This is a genomic window from Aminobacter carboxidus (genome assembly GCF_014863355.1).
GTDB classification, from domain to species: Bacteria; Pseudomonadota; Alphaproteobacteria; order Rhizobiales; family Rhizobiaceae; genus Aminobacter; species Aminobacter carboxidus.
The window spans coordinates 36,453-58,753 of sequence record NZ_JACZEP010000005.1 but is presented as its reverse complement, the minus strand read 5'-3'; the positions used below and the strand labels follow the sequence as shown (position 1 = coordinate 58,753).

General features: G+C 59.8%; 25 protein-coding genes and 1 pseudogene. 16 read left to right on the top strand and 10 right to left on the bottom strand.

Annotated features, from left to right (window positions below):
* Window positions 1-177: 177 nt before the first annotated feature.
* The 5 genes from IHE39_RS16840 to IHE39_RS16820 all read right to left on the bottom strand — a co-directional run bounded on the left by IHE39_RS16840 (window position 178) and on the right by IHE39_RS16820 (window position 5,060).
* Entirely contained in the window at window positions 178-987 is an 810-nt protein-coding gene (locus IHE39_RS16840; RefSeq protein WP_192567259.1) for an ABC transporter permease, read from the bottom strand.
* Window positions 984-2,171 (bottom strand): ABC transporter permease, encoded by a 1,188-nt coding sequence (locus IHE39_RS16835; protein WP_184774419.1) that lies wholly within the window; start codon window positions 2,169-2,171, stop codon window positions 984-986. Before IHE39_RS16835 ends, IHE39_RS16840 begins: the two co-directional genes overlap by 4 nt.
* A complete protein-coding gene (locus IHE39_RS16830) occupies window positions 2,168-3,301 on the bottom strand; it encodes an ABC transporter ATP-binding protein (RefSeq protein ID WP_434781322.1) in 1,134 nt (377 codons plus the stop codon). Before IHE39_RS16830 ends, IHE39_RS16835 begins: the two co-directional genes overlap by 4 nt.
* 30 nt (window positions 3,302-3,331) lie before the next feature.
* Complete coding sequence (locus IHE39_RS16825; protein WP_192567257.1) at window positions 3,332-4,384, bottom strand: ABC transporter substrate-binding protein; 1,053 nt, start codon at window positions 4,382-4,384, stop codon at window positions 3,332-3,334.
* Between the two features lie 127 nt (window positions 4,385-4,511).
* Window positions 4,512-5,060, bottom strand: a complete 549-nt coding sequence (locus IHE39_RS16820) for a cupin domain-containing protein (RefSeq protein ID WP_192567256.1) — start codon at window positions 5,058-5,060, stop codon at window positions 4,512-4,514.
* Window positions 5,061-5,189: 129 nt separating this feature from the next.
* Between IHE39_RS16820 and hisD the strand changes: the two genes are divergently transcribed.
* Window positions 5,190-6,479 (top strand): histidinol dehydrogenase, encoded by a 1,290-nt coding sequence (gene hisD, locus IHE39_RS16815; protein ID WP_192567255.1) that lies wholly within the window; start codon window positions 5,190-5,192, stop codon window positions 6,477-6,479.
* 476 nt (window positions 6,480-6,955) lie between these two features.
* The gene (locus IHE39_RS16810; protein ID WP_192567254.1) at window positions 6,956-7,462 is read left to right on the top strand and encodes a hypothetical protein; all 507 of its coding nucleotides are present in this window, start codon (window positions 6,956-6,958) and stop codon (window positions 7,460-7,462) included.
* A 195-nt stretch (window positions 7,463-7,657) separates the two neighbouring features.
* Here IHE39_RS16810 and IHE39_RS16805 read toward each other — a convergent pair.
* A pseudogene (locus tag IHE39_RS16805) lies at window positions 7,658-8,264 on the bottom strand (type II toxin-antitoxin system HipA family toxin); the annotation flags it as partial.
* 181 nt (window positions 8,265-8,445) lie between these two features.
* Between IHE39_RS16805 and IHE39_RS16800 the strand changes: the two are divergent.
* Window positions 8,446-10,056: a BCCT family transporter gene (locus tag IHE39_RS16800; protein ID WP_192567253.1), complete on the top strand. Its 1,611-nt coding sequence runs from the start codon at window positions 8,446-8,448 to the stop codon at window positions 10,054-10,056.
* A gap of 503 nt (window positions 10,057-10,559) precedes the next feature.
* Here the strand turns inward: IHE39_RS16800 and IHE39_RS16795 are convergent.
* Window positions 10,560-11,453 carry a LysR family transcriptional regulator gene (locus IHE39_RS16795; protein WP_192567252.1) on the bottom strand — a complete coding sequence of 298 codons (894 nt, stop codon included), beginning with the start codon at window positions 11,451-11,453 and terminating at the stop codon, window positions 10,560-10,562.
* A 180-nt stretch (window positions 11,454-11,633) separates the two neighbouring features.
* Between IHE39_RS16795 and IHE39_RS16790 the strand changes: the two genes are divergently transcribed.
* From IHE39_RS16790 to IHE39_RS16780, 3 genes are all read left to right on the top strand, one after another.
* On the top strand, window positions 11,634-12,692 hold the full coding sequence (locus IHE39_RS16790; protein WP_192567506.1) for a class I SAM-dependent methyltransferase: 1,059 nt from the start codon (window positions 11,634-11,636) through the stop codon (window positions 12,690-12,692).
* A gap of 32 nt (window positions 12,693-12,724) precedes the next feature.
* On the top strand, window positions 12,725-13,021 hold the full coding sequence (locus IHE39_RS16785; RefSeq protein WP_184774433.1) for an antibiotic biosynthesis monooxygenase: 297 nt from the start codon (window positions 12,725-12,727) through the stop codon (window positions 13,019-13,021).
* A 1,469-nt stretch (window positions 13,022-14,490) separates the two neighbouring features.
* Window positions 14,491-14,781: a DUF982 domain-containing protein gene (locus IHE39_RS16780; RefSeq protein WP_192567251.1), complete on the top strand. Its 291-nt coding sequence runs from the start codon at window positions 14,491-14,493 to the stop codon at window positions 14,779-14,781.
* A 99-nt stretch (window positions 14,782-14,880) separates the two neighbouring features.
* Here IHE39_RS16780 and IHE39_RS16775 read toward each other — a convergent pair whose 3' ends face one another.
* Entirely contained in the window at window positions 14,881-15,132 is a 252-nt protein-coding gene (locus IHE39_RS16775; protein ID WP_192567250.1) for a hypothetical protein, read from the bottom strand.
* A gap of 368 nt (window positions 15,133-15,500) precedes the next feature.
* Here IHE39_RS16775 and IHE39_RS16770 point away from each other — a divergent pair, with 368 nt between their 5' ends.
* The 6 genes from IHE39_RS16770 to IHE39_RS16745 all read left to right on the top strand — a co-directional run bounded on the left by IHE39_RS16770 (window position 15,501) and on the right by IHE39_RS16745 (window position 17,627).
* Window positions 15,501-15,677 carry a hypothetical protein gene (locus tag IHE39_RS16770; RefSeq protein ID WP_192567249.1) on the top strand — a complete coding sequence of 59 codons (177 nt, stop codon included), beginning with the start codon at window positions 15,501-15,503 and terminating at the stop codon, window positions 15,675-15,677.
* Between the two features lie 46 nt (window positions 15,678-15,723).
* Entirely contained in the window at window positions 15,724-15,966 is a 243-nt protein-coding gene (locus IHE39_RS16765) for a hypothetical protein (protein ID WP_184774439.1), read from the top strand.
* A 78-nt stretch (window positions 15,967-16,044) separates the two neighbouring features.
* Window positions 16,045-16,812, top strand: a complete 768-nt coding sequence (locus tag IHE39_RS16760; RefSeq protein WP_192567248.1) for an SOS response-associated peptidase — start codon at window positions 16,045-16,047, stop codon at window positions 16,810-16,812.
* A 10-nt stretch (window positions 16,813-16,822) separates the two neighbouring features.
* Entirely contained in the window at window positions 16,823-17,092 is a 270-nt protein-coding gene (locus IHE39_RS16755; protein WP_192567247.1) for a hypothetical protein, read from the top strand.
* Between the two features lie 49 nt (window positions 17,093-17,141).
* Window positions 17,142-17,345 carry a hypothetical protein gene (locus IHE39_RS16750; protein ID WP_192567246.1) on the top strand — a complete coding sequence of 68 codons (204 nt, stop codon included), beginning with the start codon at window positions 17,142-17,144 and terminating at the stop codon, window positions 17,343-17,345.
* Between the two features lie 60 nt (window positions 17,346-17,405).
* A complete protein-coding gene (locus tag IHE39_RS16745; RefSeq protein WP_192567245.1) occupies window positions 17,406-17,627 on the top strand; it encodes a hypothetical protein in 222 nt (73 codons plus the stop codon).
* Window positions 17,628-17,642: 15 nt separating this feature from the next.
* On the opposite strand, the gene IHE39_RS16740 is transcribed toward IHE39_RS16745, so the two are convergent.
* Together IHE39_RS16740 and IHE39_RS16735 are read right to left on the bottom strand one after the other, a co-directional pair.
* Window positions 17,643-17,801, bottom strand: coding sequence for a hypothetical protein (locus IHE39_RS16740; protein ID WP_192567244.1), 159 nt, complete (start codon window positions 17,799-17,801; stop codon window positions 17,643-17,645).
* A gap of 534 nt (window positions 17,802-18,335) precedes the next feature.
* Window positions 18,336-18,548, bottom strand: coding sequence for a cold-shock protein (locus IHE39_RS16735; RefSeq protein WP_192567243.1), 213 nt, complete (start codon window positions 18,546-18,548; stop codon window positions 18,336-18,338).
* A 1,005-nt stretch (window positions 18,549-19,553) separates the two neighbouring features.
* Between IHE39_RS16735 and IHE39_RS16730 the strand changes: the two genes are divergently transcribed.
* The 4 genes from IHE39_RS16730 (at window position 19,554) to IHE39_RS16715 (ending at window position 21,606) form a co-directional block, all read left to right on the top strand.
* Entirely contained in the window at window positions 19,554-19,787 is a 234-nt protein-coding gene (locus IHE39_RS16730; RefSeq protein WP_192567242.1) for a DUF982 domain-containing protein, read from the top strand.
* A gap of 84 nt (window positions 19,788-19,871) precedes the next feature.
* Window positions 19,872-20,153 (top strand): hypothetical protein, encoded by a 282-nt coding sequence (locus tag IHE39_RS16725; RefSeq protein ID WP_192567241.1) that lies wholly within the window; start codon window positions 19,872-19,874, stop codon window positions 20,151-20,153.
* Between the two features lie 799 nt (window positions 20,154-20,952).
* A complete protein-coding gene (locus IHE39_RS16720) occupies window positions 20,953-21,363 on the top strand; it encodes a universal stress protein (RefSeq protein ID WP_192567240.1) in 411 nt (136 codons plus the stop codon).
* A 72-nt stretch (window positions 21,364-21,435) separates the two neighbouring features.
* Entirely contained in the window at window positions 21,436-21,606 is a 171-nt protein-coding gene (locus IHE39_RS16715) for a hypothetical protein (protein ID WP_192567239.1), read from the top strand.
* Window positions 21,607-22,301: the final 695 nt, after the last annotated feature.

Below are 22,301 nucleotides of genomic sequence, written 5' to 3'. Positions count from 1 at the left end.
GCGCACCAAGGAGATGACCCGCTTCACACCGCCTGAGTTTCGTTTGTTTTTCCCGCTCGCAAATCGGCTTTGAACGAGCGTCTCCCGCGAGCTTACCGTGGGGTTGATGGCCGTGATACTTGCCTTACCGACTGATCCAGTGCCGGCCGAAGGGGAAGACTTGGACGGCCCTTTTGTCTATGCAGGCTTCAGCGCCTTCTGGCTGCGCCAGCGCAGGAAGCCGACAAGGCCGGCAATGCAAAGCGTGCCGACAATCATCAGGAAGGCCGCAGCCGCCACTGCCGGGCTGATGTTCTCGCGGATGCTGGCAAACATCTGCCGCGCCAGCGTGCGCTGGTTGGGACCGGCGACGAACAGTGTCAGCACCACCTCATCGAGCGAGGTGGCAAAGGCGAACACCGCCCCCGTCAGTATGCCGGGCATGATGATCGGCATAGTTATGCGCCGGAACACCCGCGTCGGCGACGCCCCCAGGCTGCTCGCCGCCCGCTCCAGCCACGGGTCCATGGCATTGAGCGATCCCGATACGCTGACAAGCACGAAGGGGATGCACAACACTGCGTGGGCGACGACGACCCCGAGATAGGAATTGGCGAGTCCGAGCCGGCCGTAAAGCATTTGCATGCCGACGCCGAGCACCACTGCGGGCACCACCATCGGCATCAGGAAGGTTGTGCGAATGGCGCTGGCGAAGGGCAGTTGGCTGCTGCGCAACCCGAGTGCCGCCAGTGTGCCCAGCACGGTGGCGACGATGGTCGCGCCGGAGCCGATGATCAGGCTGTTGACGATCGAGCGCCGCCACATGTCGTTGCTTTGCAACTCGCCGAACCAGCGTGAAGAGAAGGATTCAATGGGGTAGTTAAGGAATACGCTGGAATTGAAGGCGAGCGGCAGGATGGCGACGATTGGCGCCAGCAGGAAGAACACGACGGCGACGCCGAACACGATCTGGGCAATGCGCAGGATCGGACTGGTCTGGCCGCTCATGTCGCCACCATCGTCGGTGAGCGGGAAAGTCTGCCATAGACAAGATAGAGCACCGTTGTGACGACAAGCAGGATAAGGCCGAGCGCCCCGGCCATGCCCCAATTTGCCGTACCGGTCGCGAAGAAGGCGATGACCGAGCTGATCATCTGGTCGTTGGCGCCGCCGACAAGTGCCGGCGTGATATAGTAACCGAGCGCCACCATGAACACGAGCAGCGAGCCGGACATCAAGCCGGGGAATGCGAGCGGCAACAGTACGTGTCGGAACGCCTTGATGCGCGACGCACCGAGCGAGGCCGCGGCGGGCATCAGATTCGCTGGAATGGTCAGCAGGCCACTGTAGATCGGCAGCACCATGAACGGCAAAAGAACATGCGTCATGGCGATGATGACCCCTGTGCGGTTAAAGATCAGCGGCAGCGGTTCGCTGATCAGGCCGATTGTCTTGAGCGCGTCGTTGATCAGGCCTTCGTTCTGCAACAGGATGAACCAGGCTGCCGTGCGCACCAGAAGGGACGTCCAAAGCGGCAACAGCACCGCGATCAGTAGTATCGCGCGCACCCACCCCTTGCTCGCCGCGGCGATCAGCGCATAGGGCAGCCCGATCGCCGCGCACAACAGCGTCACTGACGCGGCGATCAAGAAGGTTCGCAGCATGATCTGGCGGTTGGCCGACGTGTTGGCATCAAGTCCCGCGACATTGCCGCTGGCGTCGCGTTCAAGGTCGACAGCGGCGAGCAGATAGCGGTCGGTGTAGAGTGGCATGGCGCGTTTCATCGCCAGCCAGTATTTGGCGTCGCCCCAGCGTGGGTCGATGGCAACGAGGTCGAGGGCCTGGCCTTCGCCTGCGCCCTTGGCAGCGCTTGCGGTGCGCGACATCAGCGAGCGGAAACCCGAAAGCTCGCTATTCAGCCGCCGCACTGCATCGCCGAAAGCGAGCGAGTCGACCGGCATGCGTAGGTCGGTGACCAATGACGCCGCCATTTCCGGCGTTGGAGGGCCCTCTCCATCCCATTTTGCCAACACCGTGGCCGTTTGCGGTAGCACGCCGCGCACCGTGCCGTCAGTGACCGAAGCCACCATCATCGTTGCCAGCGGCCAGACGAAGAATACCAGCAAGAACGCCATCAACGGCATGATCAGCCCCAGCGCCCGCAATCTTGCGCGCATTGCCGAGGACATCATGGCGCAATCACCGTGCATTCATCAGGGTTGAAGGTGGCGAACGCCTCGGCGCCGACGGCCCAGGCGCGGGTCTTGCGGTCAACCTTTGCCACCATCTCGACGCCGCTGCCGGCGAGACGCACGCGCATATGGTCGCCTTGGTAGACGGTGTCGAGCACCTTGACCGGCATGGCGTTCGCCGCGTTTGAAGTCTCGGAGAGACCTACCCGTTCGGGGCGCACGCTTACAAGTGCCGCAGCGCCGCTGGCAAACTCCGTCGTCAGGTAGGCCTCCACCATCGGGCCTGCGTCAAGCCTGATCTTCGTCCGCGCGCCGTCGCGTGCCTCCACCTTGCCGGCAAACATGTTGGTCTCGCCGATAAACTCAGCCACGAAGCGCGTCTCCGGATGGTCGTAGATCGCTTCGGGCGATGCCAATTGCTCGATCTGGCCGGCATTGAACACGGCTATGCGGTTGGACATCGTCAGCGCTTCGCCCTGGTCATGTGTGACGAAGACGATGGTCAGCCCCAGCCGCCGGTGCAGTTCGCGCAATTCGAGCTGCATATGCTCGCGCAACTGCTTGTCGAGTGCGCCCAGCGGCTCGTCCATCAACACCACGTTCGGCTCGAACACCAGCGCGCGGGTCAGGGCCACACGTTGCTGCTGCCCGCCCGAAAGTTGCGCCGGTTTGCGATCCTTGATGTGAGTGAGTTGCACCATGTCGATGGCGCGTGCGACCCGCTCGGCGGCTTCCGTCTTCGACACGCCGCGCATGACCAGTGGAAAGGCCACATTCTCCGCGACCGTCATGTGTGGAAACAGGGCGTAGTTCTGGAACACCACGCCCATGTTGCGGCGGTGCGCCGGCAAATGATCGATGCGCTTGCCTTCGAGCGTGATCGCCCCGCTGCTCGGTTCGACGAAACCGGCGAGCATCATCAGGATCGTCGTCTTGCCCGAACCGGACGGGCCCAGCAGGCTTAGGAATTCGCCCTTTGCGATCTCCAGATCGAGGTCGTCGACCACCTTGAACGTGCCGAAGGATTTGGAGATGCGTTCGAGATTTATGAAAGCAGACAAAGGTCCCTCGCAGCAGGCGTTGACCCTTCCGACGGCGGATGCCGGGGGAGGCACTAAGGGAACCCGCATCCAGCACGGGCCCCTTTCGTGTTGACGTCCTTACTGCGCCAGCCAGGCGTTGAACCGGCTGGTCAGCTCCTCGACGTTGTCGACCCAGAATGCACCATCGAGTGCGACCGCGTCCACCAGATTGGCTTCGGCCGTTGGCAGGTCAGCGGCGAGGTTGGCCGGTACCGCCGCTGCCGCCTCCTTCTGCGGGAGGCCATAGGCGATATATTCCGGCAATTTGGACTGGTTTTCAGGGGCACTGGCAAAAGCGATGAAGTCCATCGCGTCGTTCTTGTTGGGGCTGTTGCGCAGCACCACCCAGCTGTCGATCGCGTAGATGCTGCCCGGCCAGACCACCTTGAAGTGCTTGCCTTCGGTCTTGTTGATGCCCGAGATGCGACCATTATATGCGGTCGTCATCACGACCTCGCCCGAGGCAAGCAGTTGAAGCGGCTGGGCGCCGGCTTCCCACCACACCACGTCCTTCTTGATCTCGTCGAGTTTCTTGAAGGCGCGGTCGATGCCTTCCGGCGTACGCAGCACGGTGTAAACGTCAGCCGGCTTCACGCCGTCGGCCATCAATGCGAATTCAAGCGAGTATTTCGGGCCGCGGCGCAGACCGCGCTTGCCGGGGAACTTGCCGGTGTCCCAGAAATCGACCCATGAGGTCGGCACGCTGTCCTTCAGCTTGTCGCCGTCATAGCTCAGCATGGTCGACCACACGATGGCGCCGACCCCGCAGTCATGCGCCCCCGCCGCCAGGAACTTGTCCTTGCCGCCGAGCTTGTCCCAATCGATCTTTTCATAGAACCCGTCTGTGCAGCCGAGCTCAAGTTCTTCGGTTTCGACCTGCACCACATCCCAATTGGGCTCGCCGGCTTTCACTTTGGCGGCGATAACACCGATGCCGCCGTCCCAGCTTTCGTCTAGCACCGGCTTGCCCAGCTTCTGGGCGAAGGGTTCGAAATAGATCTTCTTTTGTGCATCCTGATAGTTGCCGCCCCAGGATACGACGGTTAGATCGCGGGCCGACGCTGCTCCGGCCGCAAGCGAAAGTGCCAGGCCCGCCGCACCGATCGTGCTGATTGTCCTTTTTAAAGTCATGTTCTTATCCTTGTTCCACCTCTGGAGGAGATAACAAAAGCACAACTGAGGTGGGGGCAACAGGCCTGATGCCGCTGGGTCAGGCTCTGGTCGATATATCGACCGGATCGTGAGCCGCCTGGCACTCTCAGTAGGTTGGCGGCGTCACCGCACTGATGATCTGGCTTGCCTCGTTGGAGACATTGCGGAAGCGATGCGGCGAACGGCTGTCGAAATAATAGCCGTCGCCGGGCATGAGCACTCGGCTTTCGCTGCCTACGGTAAGCTCCACTGCTCCGGTCATGACAAAGCCCGCTTCCTGGGCTTGGTGGCTGAAAGCCTCGCCGGTATCGGCGCCCGGTGCATAGGTCTCATGCAGCATCAATACGGTGCGGTTCGGGAAGTTCACACCTAACATGCGGTAGGAGATCGAGTCGTGGTTGCCAATCTCGATGCAATCGCGCGACGAATAGAATGGCGATGACGGCACCACCGAGGTAATGCCGGAGAAGAATCCCGGCAAGGTCGTGCCGAGTGCGTCGAGGATGGCGCTCAGCGTGTCGACCGACGGGCTGATGCGGTCGCGCTCGATCAGCGAGATGGTGGAATGCGAGATTCCCGAGCGTGCCGCCAGCTCCCTGATGCCGAGATGGCGCCGACGGCGCAGCTCGCGTAGATGTTCCCCGATTTGCGACATGGCGGCTCCTTCAGTCGAGATGGTAGCATTCACCGGTTAGAATACTAGACAGTTGCCTGGCGTCTGATTGTGTCGCGGGTCGCCGTCCCTCACTGTCGACACGAAACCGCAGTCATCCGGAACAGAACCATGCAGCTTTCATCTGAAATCGCCGCCCGCATCCATCATCTCAAGGCTCCTAGCCCCGCCGCCGTGGCCGATATCGGCGAGATAGAGCAAACAGTGAAAAGCGTGCTTGCCGGTGTGCGCGAGCGCGGCGACGAGGCTTTGCGTGAGTACAGCCGCACCTTCGACCGCGCCGAGGTCGTGCACTTCGAGGTCTCCATGGCCGAGCGCGAGGCGGCGGTGGCAGCACTTGATCCGCAGACCGCTGCCGACACACGTTTTGCCATCGAGCGTGTGCGCGCTTTCGCCGAGGCGCAACTGGCGACCATGCTCCCGCTTGAGGTCGAACCCCTGCCGGGCCTGCATCTCGGACATCGTGTCATTCCGATCGCCCGCATTGGTGCCTATGTGCCTGGAGGACGCTATCCGCTGCTGTCGGCGCCCGTCATGACCATTGTGCCGGCCAAGGTGGCTGGCTGCGACGAGGTCATCGCTTGCCTGCCGCCCAACGCGCATCAGTCGATGATCGCCGGATGCCACCTCTCCGGAGCGGACCGCATATTCCGCGTTGGCGGTGCCCAGGCGATCGCCGCCATGGCCTATGGCACCGAAACCATTCCCGGCGTCGACAAGATCGTTGGGCCCGGCAATGCCTATGTCAACGAAGCCAAGCGCCAGGTTTTCGGGCCGGTCGGCATCGACCAGCTCGCCGGGCCGAGCGAGATCTTCATCGTCGCCGACGCCTCGGGCGACGCTGCTATGATCGCCACTGACCTATTGGCGCAGGCCGAGCACGATGTGCGTACGCGTGTCGGCTTGATCACCACCGATCCAAAACTGGCTCAAGACACGCTGGTGGAGGTCGAACGTCAGCTCTCAGGTCTATCAACCGCCAATGTCGCAGCACCCGCGTGGCGAGACTACGGCCAGATCGTTGTGTGCGATGACGAGGCGGCGATGTTGGGCTATTCCGATTTCATCGCCGCCGAGCACCTGCAGATCCACACCATCGACCCGCATGCGATAGCCAAGCGGTTGCGCAATTACGGTTCGCTGTTCATAGGAACGATGGCGAGCGTCGTCTATTCCGACAAATGCTGCGGCACCAACCACACTTTGCCGACCATGGGCGCCGGGCGCTACACCGGCGGACTGTGGGTTGGCTCTTACGTCAAAGTCTGCACCCATCAGTGGCTGGAGCGCTCCGGCGTTGAGGCCGTCGCACCGGCGGCGATCCGCCAGAGCGCCAGTGAGGGGCTGGAAGGGCATCGTCGCGCCGCCGCTCTGCGCATGGAGCGCATGCAGCTCGGTTAAAGGTTCCCGGATGGCAAAGGGGAGCATTGCGCCCCCTTCGAGGCGGCCGCGAGAAGGGATGGTCAAAGCCGAGATCGAGGCGGCCGGCCGAGCGTCGGCCGCTCGGCTTCGCGGCTATTGAAAGCCCGGACATCTTTCCCCTGTCGGGGAACCGAAAGTGCTTGAGCCGGTCACCGCTCTCGGCGTCTTTGACCTGTTGAGACACAGCCGTCCGGCTCGTCCGCGAGTTCGCCTGGGTTTGAGTAAAGGCGTTGTCAATCCAGTCGCCCTTCTGACGCTCCCGGCGAGCACTGATCGCAATGATTGCCGGAAAGCAAGGTGTGATCCAGCTTCCCAATTTTGCCCAGCGCGTGCTTCGTAATCGATGAATGCAACCTGAACGCCTGGTTTTCCCGATGTTCAGGATGCCGCAGCTATTTAGGGGACTTCGAGCCGGCACCCCTCCGGCCACCTTCAAAACATGAAAGAGTGACCAAATGAAATCTCTCGCGAGAATGATACTTGCTGCCTCGACCATGTTCGTGGCTCCCATAGCAGGCGCCAGCGAGTCCGACTTTTTGCAATCCTTGGAAGGAACGTGGAGGGGCAGTGGCACCGTCAAAGTGCGTACGGATGCTTCGCCGGTCAAAGTTGCCTGCAAATTCACGTCGCAAGCGGCAGATGCCTCGTTGGCACTGGACGGCAACTGTCGCGGCCTGATCGTCGTCTCACGCACTGTCGAGGCCAACTTGACCGCACAGGGTGGTAGTTATAGCGGCTCCTATGTGGGGGCAGGCACCGGAACTGCTGCACTTAGCGGTAGTCGTCGCGGAAACGCGATAGACCTCGGTATTCGCTGGGCGAAAAAAGTTAATGGAGATAGAAACGCTGTGCTCACCGTGGAAAAAGTCGGTGCTGACGGCATGACGTTGACGACTGTTGATGTAGATCCGAAGACCGGCAAAAACGTAGTCACGAGCCGGATCATCCTAAGTCGAGTATGATCTCGTCCTGGCTGCTGCCCAGGCCTGCCATGGCATGTCGCCCTTTGAAGGAACCCCGCGGGCTCATTATCAAGCCGCGGGGTTCTGCTTGACTAGTAAGCTGTCGTTACAGGCGCCACCAGCGGCGTGATGCGACGGACAGCAATGCGCCGATTTTGGCGATTGAACGGTACACTGGATTGGTCAGTCCTCTCTTTATTCGACGCATGTCATGAATATCGGGGTCATCGTTTTCACGTGTTCGTCGATCCGTTCGCTTACTTTCTTGGGAACGAGGGCCGTTCGGCAAGGTCCCACCAGTACTTGTTGACTAGGTCGACGGTCTCAATCACCGCATCGAACACGGCTGGCTCCGGCAGCCGTGCTCGATTTGCGAACGATTTCCCCGCGGAGCAGCAAGCGCCTTGAACGTGCGTTCGCCGCCGATAGAGAGAGCCATCGCGTCGGCAGGAATATAGGGCACGGTCGACAAGACGTCATAGATCGGCGCAAGCTCCGGCTTATCGCAGACACCGCGGTAGATGAGAGACCAGTTCTTGAGGTGCACGTCGCCATTGCCGGTAATGGTCGCCAGCGCCAGACGGCGTACGAACTCCAGTGCAGCCGCTGGCGAGACGGCCGCGCTCAAGGCCGAGGCAATGTCATGGTATGACGCGCCCTCGTATTTGCGCCCAGAATAGACACCGAAAACTTGGGCGAAGTCCTCGATATGAATGCGTGCGCCGCCAGCGCCGCGGTCGAAGCGTTTGACGAGCAGAACCTTGCCATCCGACAGCGTGTCGAGCTCTTCGGGTATTCCCTTATCTGCGCGAGTTGTGGCGGCAACTCGGGCATAGCCTTGCTGCGCGCCGGGGTAGTAGCACATCAGGTCGCAACTGTTGCAACGATGTCGCAATCAGGACCATGACGCCAGGGCAACCGAGTCATCTTGCGCACGGCCCGATGGCCGAACCGACGCATGACCAAATCTTAGGGAGGGAAGCATGTCGTCTATCAGAACCACCGCGACCGAGGATCATGGCCTGGAAGCCGGCCAGGATAACATCCGCGTTCTGGGCTTGGACATTCACAATCCGGTCTTCTTCGTCTCTGCGGTAATCATCGTCGGCTTCGTCATCTTCACCCTGATCTTCAGGGATTCCGTCGGTCCGGCGCTCGGTAACTTGCGCGTATGGCTTACTTCCACCTTCGACTGGCTGTTCATCATAGCCGGCAATCTGTTCGTCCTGTTTTGCCTCGCCGTCGTCCTATCGCCGATGGGGCGCGTGCGCATCGGAGGTGCCGACGCCGTGCCGGAATTCGGCTATGCCGGCTGGTTCTCGATGCTTTTCGCTGCCGGGATGGGCATAGGTCTGATGTTCTTCGGCGTGCTAGAACCCATGTATCACTTCAACAACCCGCCTCTGGGCATCGCCGGCCCGGTTGCTGACGGCGTGTTGAGTGCCGGCGCTGTCGAGGCCGCGCGCGAAGCCGCCATGGCCGCTACCATCTACCATTGGGGCCTGCATCCGTGGGCGATCTATGCGGTCGTAGGGCTGTCGTTGGCTTTGGCCGCCTATAACAAGGGCATGCCCCTGTCGGTGCGCTCCGCCTTCTATCCGATTTTCGGCGAGCGCGTTCGCGGTTGGATTGGCCATGTCATCGACATTATGGCAGTCTTCGCCACCCTGTTCGGATTGGCGACATCGCTCGGCTTTGGGGCAGAACAGGCGCTGGCCGGCCTCAACTTCCTTTACGGCGTCCCGGCGACGGACACAATGAAGGTTCTGCTTATCGCCGGCATCACGGCAGTTGCGCTGGGTTCGGTCGTCGCCGGCCTTGACGCGGGCGTCAAGCGCCTGTCCGAGATCAACATGGTCCTCGCCGTGCTGTTGGTGGCTTTCGTCTTCGCTCTCGGACCGACCGGGGAAATCGCCGCCGGCTTCTTCAGCAACACTTGGTCCTACGTGACCCATCTGCCTGCCCTGTCCAATCCCTTCGGGCGCACCGATGACGAGTTCGTGCATGGCTGGACCACCTTCTACTGGGCTTGGTGGATCTCCTGGTCGCCGTTTGTAGGCATGTTTATCGCCCGTATATCGAGAGGCCGCACGGTGCGCGAATTCATCGTGTGCGTGCTGCTCATACCGACGGTCGTATCAATCTTCTGGATGACAGCCTTTGGCGGCACCGCGCTTTCGCAGTTCCTGAACGATGGTTATCAGGGAGTGCAGGAGACCGTGGTGGCCTACACGCCTGAACTGTCGCTATTCCGACTGCTGCAGCCCCTGCCGTTGGCCGGACTGACATCGCTGATCGGTATCGTGCTGGTGATCGTGTTCTTCGTCACTTCCTCGGATTCAGGCTCGTTGGTCATCGACACGATCACTGCCGGCGGCAAGGTCGACGCGCCTGTAGCGCAACGCGTCTTCTGGGCCACTTTCGAAGGCCTGGTCGCCATTGCACTACTGCTCGGCGGCGGACTTGCCGCGCTTCAGGCGAGCGCCATCGCGACCGGCTTTCCCTTCGCCCTCCTGCTATTGCTCATGATGGTGGCGACCTGGAAGACCCTTCAGTCGGAAACAGCGCTGATAAATCGCAGCCGGACAAAGTGACAATGGTGTTTGTCCGTCGATCGGCTGAAGCGTTCGGCCTCTCAGGGTCGTTTGTGGAGAGAGCGAAATCCTACCTAAGCGACTTGGACGCGGAGAATATCACGGCCGCGGAGAAGCTCACTTCGCGCTAGAGCTAGAGACCGGACCTCCGTTGCTTTTTGCCCAAGCGCTATTGTGAAGGCTTGCGGACGCTGGCGTTATACGCGATCTGACGTGCCCTCGGGCCGGTGCCCGCAAGCCTTCACAACACGAGCCACGGAAAGGAGGAGTGCAACGAAGGGCCAGAATTGGCACAAGATGCTCGTGCATGCTGGTCAGAACGGGCGACCGCTCATCACCCCGGTCATTCAAGCCAAGTCATTTCACGTACCTCCTGCTGGCGAAGTTCGGCACCGGCTCCAGCCTTGCGGCGCGAAATAGGAACTCGGCGATCTCACGCCGCTTTTGTCATCGAGCATGCGACAAAGGCAGCTCGCCTTCGTCTTGCGGAACGAGTTTGAGCCTCAGGCATCAGTGCTGAGCCGTTGCCAGTCGTGCTCTCGCACTGCCGCGGCAAAAGCCGAGGCAGCAGGCGAATGTGATCGATCGGCCACGGACACCAACGACACCTCGCGTATGATTTCAGGGTCTACAACGGGCCGATAACAGACCCCTGGATGGCCGGTGGAATATTCCGCGATGAAGCAGACGCCCATGCCAGCTGCAATCATCGCCAAGATCCAGTCCTCACGCTCGCTACGAAAGGCGCTTTGAATATCGAAGCCGATGTTTCTGCACAGCCCGTCTATATGATCGCCGTACTCGCAGTTGATGCGCTCCAGATAGGTCTCGCCCTGGACGTCGCTGAGATGCAGCGTGTTGCGCATTTCAAACGGGTGGCCGGTCGAAAAGGCGAGGCCGAAGCTCTCGCGGTAGACGGATTCCGCCTTCAGCCCATAGTCGAACGGCTCGGGCCTCGCCAAAAGGGCGATATCCAGCGCCCCCTCTCTCAAGAGGTCCGTCAGATCGTTCGCCGCGCCTTCGATAACTGTCACCTCGATACCAGGATGGCGCTCGCGAAAATCATTGAGGAAACTGACGAAGCGTAGCGGGCCGATCGTGCACATGACGCCCAGCGTCAGCGACGCGGCTTCCAGGGACAGAAAACTTCTCGCCGTTCTTTTCGCTGTCTCGGAACGCTGGAACACTTCGTCCAGGTGGGTCCGCATCAGGCAGCCGAAATCTGTCAGCCGGACCCGGGTCTTTTCCCTGTGAAACAGATAGCCGCCTAGTTCGGCTTCCAGCTTTTGTATGGCCCGCGTCAGCGCCGGCTGGCCGACATGAACGAGCTCGGCCGCGCGATGAAAATTGAGCGTCTGGGAGGCGGCGAGGAAATAACGGATCTCGTGCATCTCCATGATGAGCCTCCGCGATGTGCCGTCTGCATCGTTTCGATGACAATTCGGCATTATCGACCGCCCTTGCGTTCAAGTAAACTTCACCAGCTACCGCAATTTGCGGGTCGCCAAGCTGATCCGCGTCGCCTGGTCGGCATGACGGCAAGTGGCGGTCAGGATCGAGCTCGAAGGGAGATTCCGATGACGGACGCTGGTCAGGCAAAACTGGACGCATTCCTGGGAAAGATGGTCGGCGATCTTGGCGCGATTGCTACTGGGGCAGGTGTACTGCTTGGCGATAGGCTTGGCCTGTTCAAGGCCTTGCGCGAGGGCGGCAAGATGACGCCAACCGAGCTTGCCAAGGGCACCGGTACCCAAGAGCGCCTGGTCAGAGAATGGCTGTCTGGACAGGCGGCTGCCGGCTATGTTGACTATGATGAGGCCACCGACCGCTTCTATCTCAACGCCGAGCAGGAACTTGTTTTCGCTGACGAGGACAGCCCGGCCTTCATGGCGGGTGCATTCGAGGTTATGTCGACTCTCTGGCTCGACGAGGAGAAGGTGCGCAACGCATTCAAGTCGGGCAAGGGTGTTGCCTGGCATGAACACAGTGCTTGCCTTTTTCGCGGCACTGAGCGGTTCTTCCGCCCAGGCTACAATGCCAATCTGATCGACTCCTGGCTCCCTGCTCTCGACGGTGTCGTCGCAAAACTTGAGCGTGGCGCCGAGGTCGCCGATGTTGGATGCGGCCATGGTGCGTCAACTGTGCTGATGGCGCGCGCTTTTCCGAATTCTCGCTTCACCGGCTTCGACTATCACGAGCCTTCGATCGAGCGTGCAAGAAAGGCCGCCGCGGAGGCTGGCGTCAGCGCCAATACGCGCTTCGAAGTTGCAGCCGCCAAGACCTATCCCGGCACCTACGACCTCGTGGCATTCTTCGACTGCCTTCACGATATGGGCGACCCTGCCGGTGCGGCCAAACATGTACATACCTCCCTCAAACCGGACGGTACATGGATGATCGTTGAACCATTCGCGCATGATCACCTGAGCGCCAACCTCAATCCCGTGGGGCGCGTCTATTATGCAGCCTCCACTTTTGTCTGCACGCCTGCGTCACTGTCACAGGAAGTAGGGCTCGGGCTTGGAGCCCAGGCCGGAGAGGCGAAACTGCGCAAGGTGGTGACCAGTGGCGGTTTCAAGCGCTTCCACCGCGCAACCGAGACGCCGTTCAACATGGTCCTGGAAGCTCGTCCCTAGCGTACATGGACTGCGAACCAATGGAGGAAGGAATGACCGCCTACAACATCGTCCGCTTCCGAACCAAGCCAGGCAAGGAGCAGGCCTTCGTCGAAGCGCATGAAAAGATATCTTTGAACGCCAAGGGCTTTCGCAAGGGCGCCTTGATCAAGACCGGCGAGCGCACCTTTTGCATGCTCGGCGAGTGGGACGATATGGATAGTCTCGCTGCAGCGCGGCCATCGATGATAGGCATTCTCGACACTTTTCGCGACACGCTCGAGGACCTCGGCGGCGACCTCGGCGTGACGGACCCAATCTCGGGTACGGTTGTCGCGGAAATAAGCTGACGATCGGCGCTGCCGCTGAGGCCCCGACGCCAGGCACAAATTACGCTTGGGTGGCTGCTTGCCCGTCGAAAGCCGGACGCTGGCGAAGCCTGTTTGCCACGCGCGTTCATCGAACGTGCAACGATGCAAACGAAAGCCCCGCCAGACCACTGGGCGGGGCTTTTGTAGGCGTGGGAAAGGGCTAACCACGCCCCTCGTCCTCGTTGGAAAATAACGGAAAACCCCGCAGTTGGTTCCCTGCTTGGGATTTGTTCCGCAACCAGGGTGTATCCAGGATAAGGGCGGCCTTCAGTGATCCCAATTTGCGCCTATCTCGACGCTAGTCGCCTGGGGTGCAACATTGCTCGGTGCTGGCCTGATCCTTGGGTGGTCGCCTTCGAGCGCTTGGAAGATGTTGAGCTGACGGCGACCTAGCAACCAACGTGGCCATTGAGTTTCTCTTAGTTTTTGGGAACTATTCTCAGGTCGGTTTTCGCGGGGGCGTTGAGCCGGAGTGGCTTCGATGAGCGAACGACCCGTTTGTGCAGGTGACTATGTCCTTGTGCGGCTTCAAGTGACCCACCGACTTAACGACGGCTATCTGATTGTGGCTGCGCCCGGCATTACGCCGATTGCCGTCCATGAGGATGGGGTTATGTCAGTTGCGGCAGTGCCCGAGAGACCGGTGAGGCCTAAGACTTCTCGGATAGTCGGCGTTGCCTAACCGATCTTCTCTGCTGCAATGAACAGCCCGTCGAGTTCTATCACCCGCGCTACCAGCTATCGGTGGCTGCGCGATGCAGGTCGCTCTTCGCCACCAGACGCGTTCCGATCGGCCAATGATCTTCTGGAGCGGTGTACGTCTCCCTGGCCCCGGGCATGCCGACTTCCGCACGAAGAATCCGTACACCAAACTTGCCATCATTCAGCACTCTTCGGTGGCTGGAACTTCGCCTGCAGTCTGCCGAACATAGGCTCGCCACGGGCATTTATGCAATCGGCGGGGACATGTACCGCAGCGGTGAACATCTCCTCCTCGCCCTTCGGGACGCCGGGCTTTCCTTCGTGATAGACAACTGGGCACCACCGCCCGAAGCGACGCTCGTATCGGAACCAGGCGCTCATTATCTTAAGCTCCTTCTCCTCTGACCTGCCTCCCCTTGATGATAGCGCCGAATGTGGCTTCCTGATCCCCAGCGGCACGCGCGGCGCGCTATTTATGCTACGGCGAGGTCAAGGGTGTCTTTCGACGGCGGCGCACTCGGCAACGGCTGGTGGACGCGGGATCTGGTCCCGGCGAACGTCGTGCCCATCGTCTCACTTGGGTTTGAAGGCCTCACCGAAGTGATGGTTTCGGGAAGCTCGCAACGCAATTCGTTCTTGCCGATCGAATGTGATGGAACCCGCGGCGCAGTCGCGTGTTAACCGGCGCTGTGACGAGCGCATGGGAGTTTTCGCCCTACGCTCCAGCCCAAACATTGGAGGAATGAATGAGCGCCATGGAATTCCGCGAACCCGTGACAATCTTCGTAGGCCTCGGCTTTCCCTTTGACGTCGAAAGCGTCTTGGATGCCTATCGAGTGCTCACCGACTGGGTGGGTGCTCGCGACTGGTCGCACACGATGGCGCTGAACTCCTGCCTGGATGCAATCAACGGGATAGCGACGGCTGAGGCGGCTCGCGAGCAATTCGAGGCTTTCGCCGGCGCACGCGGCATTGTCGCCGCTGAGGCAATTCAAGCGACGGTGGCGCGTGCTGCCAAGGACTGGGTAGCCGCGTAGTTTCACCACCACTCCGCGCCGCGTCCATCGTAAACCATTTGGAAGGCCGCCAACGATGGCCTGTCTCTGAGGCGGCTTGTGTTGAACGGATGGGTTGTCTCAAGGCCCGTTCGGCTTTGGAGGCAGGAGCCCAAGATCGGGACCCCGGTAATCGATGGATCGGCCGGTGATTTTCTGCAACACTGCGTCGAGCCTGGAAACATGTTCGTCCAACAGCGAGTATGTCTCATTGAACGGCTTCAGGGTCATGAAGCACCTTTGAATGGCCTTGCGCAGGGGCACCGCAGCCAGAACAATAGCCTCGATCTCGCTGTCTGTGAGATGCTCGCGTCGGCTGGGACGGCGCGACATAGCTATTCCTCTCGCCAGACAGGCTCGCGCCGGATCTTGATCGACACCAGGCGCCTGATCTTCAGCCCAACCGCCTCCTTGCCAGAGGGATATATCGCTTCAACTTTCAAGGACCCGTGGTCGCCACTGGCCTCGCATCTCATGCGTGTCATCAGCGAGTCGACGTCAACGTCGCCGAATATCTGGATCAGATCGCTCGGGAAGTAGTGGTGCGTGCGCCTGCAATAAGCGCACCTGACGCGCACGAGCTGCTGGCCATCATTCAAATTGGACAGCGGGAAAGGTTTTGATTTGTAAGGCGAGGGCATGAGAACGAAATAGGAACAAACGCCTTGCGGAGTCAATTCACATCACGCTAACATATGGGTATGAGCGACGAGCAAAACACCGCACCCCGCAAGGCGGGCGGCATTTATGAGCATTTTTGCGAACACCCCGGCTGCAAGAAAGACGGCGGCTGGGGCTTCGCCACCGGCAAGCAAGCACCCCATTGGTTTTGCTATGAGCACAAAGCCGAGGGAAAACAGTACACCGCACAGCAGTAAAGGCGCCCGCCCCTCGTATTTGATTTCACAGGAAAAGAGGCAAGACATGCCTAGGAAACCAGTTCAGAAATCGGATCCTGTTGGTCTGGTCGCCGTCAATGTCGACGCGTTTGACGGCCACGACGGCCATATCTATGGACTGTTCGGCATGATCGATGGTGACGACAACATGGTCGAGTATGTGATTTCCAAGGCTGCGGCCGAGATGATCATCCAGTCGGCGCAGGCGTTCATCGACATCGTCGATGGCAAACGACCGATGCCGACTGCAAGGTCCCAGTTGTCCTGAACTCCTCGCCACTTGCCCGCTGCTTCTATGTGCAGCCGCAATTGACGCCGCCCGCGCCTCAAACCAATTTCGCAACCCATGTGCAATGTCTACAATTTCTCATCGACCCAAGACGAATTGCGCGCGCTGACCAAGGCGCTCGACGACATTGCCGGCAACCTCGAACCATCGATCGACGCGTACCCGGGTCGCAACGGGCCTGTGGTGCGCAACTTCCAAGCCCGCCGCCAGATTGCCATGCTCAACTGGGGTATGCCCACAGCGTCGAACGTTCAATTCCAGGCGACCAAGGCTCGTGCTGCAAAGCTGGAGGCGAAAGGCCAGGCCGTCGACTTCAAAGCTTTGCTGGAGAAAGAGCCCGACAAGGGCGTCACCAACATCAGACGAACCGACAGCAAGCACTGGGCACCTTTTCTCGGCGTCGAAAACCGTTGCGTGGTGCCGTTCACAAGTTTCGCCGAGCCGAGCCCTGTTGAAGGCGACAAAGACCCCCTCACCGGCAAACATCGCAATTTCTGGTTCGCGCTCAACGAAAGCCAGCCGCTTGCTGTCTTTGCGGGATTGTGGACGCCTTGGCGCGGCGCCCGGACCATTCGCGACGGCGTACTCGACTGGGAGGTCTATGCCTTCCTGACCACCAGTCCGAACGGTGTCGTTGCCCCGATCCACGAAAAGGCAATGCCGGTTATTCTGACGACGCCGGCCGAGATTGAAACGTGGCTGACTGCACCTTGGGCCGAGGCGAGCAAGCTACAGCGTCCGCTGCCTGACGACATGCTAACGATTGTGGATCTTCCGCCGAGCCAGCTCGTTACAGCTCCACCACCCCAGGCGTCGTTGGTCTAGGAGGCCCTCGATGTCGGGTACTGGCAATATCCTCCCACAGCAGAAGATGCCGAAGCTGATCGTCGTGGCCGCGTTCAACCGCGACGAAGAAGGCGACCTGAAGCCCGCGTTCGAACCTCGCCAGATGCAGAGCGAAGATGCAGCCAGGCGATTAGCCAAGACGATCGAGAGCGAGCACGCCGGCGTCATCGCATGGAGCCGGGAAGCTAACCCGGCCATCGGCGAGTATGGGGAACCCACGATCCTCTATCGGGCCGGCGAAGTGCCTGACATGGAGTGAGAGGCCGAAGACCGCAAGCTCGTTTCCTCGAAGCAGGAATACGAGGTGGATGACTTTCGCCCGCAAATACGACGTCAGCCGTGCCGAGGCCGCCGCGATTATCAAGCGCTACGGCCCATCGCGCAGCAAGCTCGACGCCGAAGGGTTCCCCACGCTTATAGGCTCCGGCAACAAGGGCGCCGTACCGGTCAAACCCATTTTGAAAGTGATGGCCCTGCGCGGCGAGGAAAGCTTTGGCACGCGACAGTTGTGAAATCCTCTTGAAATCCGCTCTGTCCTGAATACGCTTGGGGCACAGCCAGAGGATCTGATCATGGGCGACGCTCAGTACCTCAATCACAAGCTCGAATGTCCCTATTGTGGGATGATTCGCCTAAGTATTCCTGAAAATGTCGAGCCGCATACGCCGATCTCGTGTGAGGATTGCGGCCAACATCTTGGTGTTTGGGACGAGCTTCTAACCGATCTCGAACAACAGGGCGGGACGGACGGCGTGTTCCGCTTGGACAAGGGTCGTATCCGCAGGATCGGCTAACTTCGAAGTCTTGGGCTATTTCCTCGCCAATATTCTGGCTTCTCGCATAAGCGAAGACCAATCGTACCCGAGAACGGCGATCAGTTGCCGAGCTTGCTCCTCGGTGACATTGCCTTCCTTCATCAAACGCCGAGCCGTGAAGTCTTCAATCTTGGTGGGCTCGCCATCGGCCATTTTCGTATTCCTTTGACCGCCAACGAATGCATTGCGATCCAGTTCCCATCGAGAACGAAAATCACGGCATCTTGAGCGGTCAGAGCAATTCACTAGCCCGCAACAAATCGCGGCCAAGCGTGTTTTCAATCGATGGATGCACAGCCGCAGTTACCCGCTGGCGGGTAAGGCATCGCAGTAAGCGACCAGATTTTAGTCGGCGGTTAATACCACCGACCTCGACCGTACAAACCGCCTCCTCCGACTAGCAAAATGATGAGGATGATTAGCAGAAGTGTGGTGACATCCATGGCGCTCTCCCAGTTACCATATCGACTGAGGTCAACGCTTTGCCGGTCGGCTTGTTCCGGCGTAGCAGGACGCAACTGATTGCGTTCTGCTTGGCGAATGCCGATGTCGAATGGGCGGGACAGTGAGCTAAATGCCATTCGACGAAAACTGCATACTCCATTGTTGCGCGCGCTCACCGAACGCGCGCAAATGCCGTCCTGACCCGCGGTTTCCTAGCATCTATGCGCTGGGCGCGAGAAAAAGTCAGCCTGCTTTGCTGAGATTTCCGGCAGACGACTTACCTGTGCGTCGGTCCTGCTCGATATCATACTGGATCTTCTGGCCATCCACGAGGGTGGAAAGTCCAGCACGTTCGACAGCGGAAATGTGGACGAAAACGTCCTGCCCACCGTCGTCGGGCTGGATAAACCCAAAGCCCTTTGCGCTGTTGAACCATTTCACGGTCCCAGTCGGCATACGCGTAATCCTTCACAACGAGTTCAATATGGCTCAGCCGCGTGGCCAAACCGGTGGTGGCGGACAGGATAGAGGCAGCAAAAGCGGAAAACAGCAAGGCATAGATCTCCGATCCGACGTGATGGTGACAGCTCGAGTGGGGAACAGTTAGCAAGCTCGCGGATTGGATAGGCAGAACCCCAACGGTCATGGGAGCTGAAAATGCCTAGTCCTGATCCGAACAACCCCACGCCTACGCCTGACAATCCCAATCCCGAGCCGGCGCGTCCGCCTCCTGCGCCTGAAACACCGCCACCAGAGCCGCCTGGTGTTCCACCACCCTCTCCCGGCCCGGTGCCCTATCCCGAGGAAGAACCCAACCAGGTACCACCAGCATCTCCACCGGAAGTGCCCGCTCCGCTGAAACATCCTGGTCCCACTGCCGGCAGTGCAGGGACGCATTTTGAAATGGGCGCTTGTCGACGGCTGAAATGGTCCGTCATTGTGGTGGCGTGCATTTTGGGGACGGTAGGGTTGGCAACGGCGCAGTTCTCAAATGGCGGAGAAGAAGCCCTTCCGGCTGATCCTTGTCAGGCCAAGCCTGAGGATCATAGCGAAGACCCGACAGCCGACACGTCCAAACAGGCTCAACCTTCTCAAAACTCACTGGGGGACTGCAAGGGTGTTTTGACCCCGCCGAAGACTGGCGACCAGGACATCGAAGAGCCGCCGCCAGACACCGGGACAACGCGTATCATCCGCCCTGGCGACGTACCGGAACAGCCCGCGAATTGACCTGTATCATCGCGCGCGACTTGGTGAGCGCATCGGCGCCTCCCGTTGGCGCCTCGCGGGACGCCAGCTGCTCAACCGGTCGTCACATGACGGCTTCATCGGCGGCCCCTACTGTCAGGCTTGCGTGGAGGAATGGCTGTGGTGTTATTGTTAGCTACTTGCAAACGGGGGCTTTGGCTCGATTGAAGCGCGCCAGCTACCACCCCGCTTGGGCATCTGAGCCGAGCCGCCATGGAATTCGAAATCATCTGGATTGCATTCGAAGGCCGCACCATCGCAATTTCTTCGACTGATGATGCGTGGTCCTTCTTGTCGGAATGGCCCGGCGGGATGTATCCAGAAATGGCTCACCGCGCCGGCATTGCCTTGACGCGAGCAGAATCAGGGATTGGTACGGTGGCGGAAGCTCGCCAGGCTTTTGTCGACTTCTGTGTGGATGCCGAAATTCTGGCAGCAATCGACTAGCACGGTCTAGTCCGTTCGTTTGTGCTAACCGGCGACGTGCAGAGCATTGTGGTGAGATCGCAAGATTCAACATGAAAGCGGGCGATGAACTTTGTTTCCGTTATTGCTGTCACCGAAGAGGTTGCCCGAAAAGAGGCCTCCACCAAGACAGGCTACGCACCCGAAACCATCGGCCGGGTTTCCCTCGTCATCGACGAGGGCAACAACAGTCGTCAGATCGCTTTTGTCTTCGAGACAAGCCAAGACGTCACAAGACATCCGCTTTATGCCAAAGCCACACTTGCAGAGGCCCTCGATCTGGCTGGAAAAGGGGTGAGCGACGGACCCGTGCTACAGTTCGGCCCTGAGGTCACTGTCGGCGGATAGGTACTGGCTGTGAAGGGTTGAAGGCAAGAGTATGTGAAGCGCTGCCTATGAGGCTGGCGAGTTACCGGTCCGCTCCAGTTTCAAGCCATTTGCTCGAGGCCGCGCTCGCGCTTGACGCAATCAAGACCGGAATTGGCTAGCCATGCCGGCGCACCGACAGATGTCGCGGGAGGCGGCAGAGCCGGCTTGGATCTGTCAAGCGACTATTTTTCCTTTCCGGATGTGTCGGTTTGGTCGGCGCTGTCTGGGCTTTACGCGACAGGGGGACGCAACCAGCTATGCGGCCGTCGACTTGCGGCCGGTGCTCACGTGCATTGGGCTTCGACCCACGAGAGAGCGAGCGGCCCGTACTATCAAAGGAACCTTCGGCGGCACCGTATGTTGTCTCAGGAACAGGAGGAGCAAGCGATGCCGTACAAATTTGATATCGCAGCTCGCAAGCCGGCGCCAAATTACCGCGATCCAATGACAACGCCTCTGCAAGAGCAGCAATTGGCAGGCGGTCCGCCGACAAATACGCAAACAATCAAGCTGTTGATGAGGCCTTCCTGCAGTCATCCGGGCGCAAACGCGTAACGGTACCCAGTCCGCCAGGGCGGCAGCGAGCAGCCTGGTTACCGGATGAAGCGGGCACGCTTCTGGCAGTCGTGATGGTTTAAGCTTGCGCAGGCGTCCACAACGATCAGGCGCAATCAACCGAGACACGTTGCGGGCCGACCTTGAATGCGGCGTGCGTAACCAATGGCATCAGGTGCCATTTTGACTGATGGTCAAACCAGACAGAGCAGTGGAGGCGGAATTGTACAATCACATTCTGATATCGACCGATGGCTCGGAACTCGCCCAAAGGGGCGTTGATCATGGGCTGATGCTGGCAAAGAACCTTGGAAGCAAGGTCACGGTGATTACCGTGACGGAGCCATATCCATTGAATAGTCCCGCCACAATGGCTTCGTGGTCTGAAGCCCAACAACGCCATGCCGATGACCTGGCGAAGGCGTCGGCGTCCAGGATCGGTCCAAGCTTCGAGGCTGTTCACGCATCCCATGGCTCTCCGGCCGAAGCGATAGTGGCGAACGCGGCAAAACACGCTTGCGACCTCATCGTCATGGCCTCTCACGGTCGCCGCGGTGTGGGAAGGCTCTTGGTTGGAAGCCAAACGGCGGAAGTCGTGCACTACTCCAAGGTTCCGGTGCTCGTTGTTCGCTGAGCAGCAGGTCAAGTTGTCCACAAGTGATGGCGATCAATCTCGCAGACCCACTCTACAGGCAAGGAGGAGACGATGCCCAAGATCATTCCCGGCTGGAAAGCCCGCCAAGGCAACAGAGGCTTGCAGATGCTGTTGGTGTTAATTGGTGCGCTGCTTCTGGCAGCCGTAGCGTGGGGTGCGGCGGAGTTTTATGGCGAGATGATAGATCAGAACACCAGCCAAACTGGAACGCTCGCTGACTAAACAAGGAATGCGCGGCGCGCCAGCACTCATGATGCGGCCGCAGGTAGTGGCTGTGCGTGCGCGTTGTGCCGGTTACGAAACTCAGCATTGCTCCGTTTTTTAGAATGGTGTCATCGTGACCGCTTTAGGCGCATCCGTTTACCGTGAGGACCAGAGATCTCAGCTATCCCTGGGCAGGATGCAATCTGAGTCAGCCTCAATCGCGCGAATATCGCTCTCGTGGATTGTGACTGGGCCCAGGCTGGGAACAACTACAATCAGCTGGTCGTCTTCCAGCTTATGGCGCACCTCCAACCGCAAATAGACGAAGTCTCCCACCTTGATTGGTCGCCTAAACACAGGGAACCTCCCTAAGTAGGACCGAAGCCATGGCAGCGCTCGAAATGCCCAACATCTGTCCGGTTCATGCGAACCTGTCGGGGGTCGCGCAAGTGATGGAAACGGTCGCTTGAAATCGCGTTCCGATGGACGACGCTGATCGACTCCTGGGAGCCGTCCGCGCCTCCGGCGCATTCAACTCCAGGGTCAGGGAATGGTTCCATCGGTTGTGCCAACTTCCCTGCGCGGGTCTTGCACCCGGGCGCGTGGCACGGCCCTTCTTCCAACCGTCCCGTGGTGTGGCCGACGCACGTTTTTGCTGGCGTAAACAGCAGCGGTACCTGAGTTGTGTATTGCAGCTATCCGAGCGGCTTTCC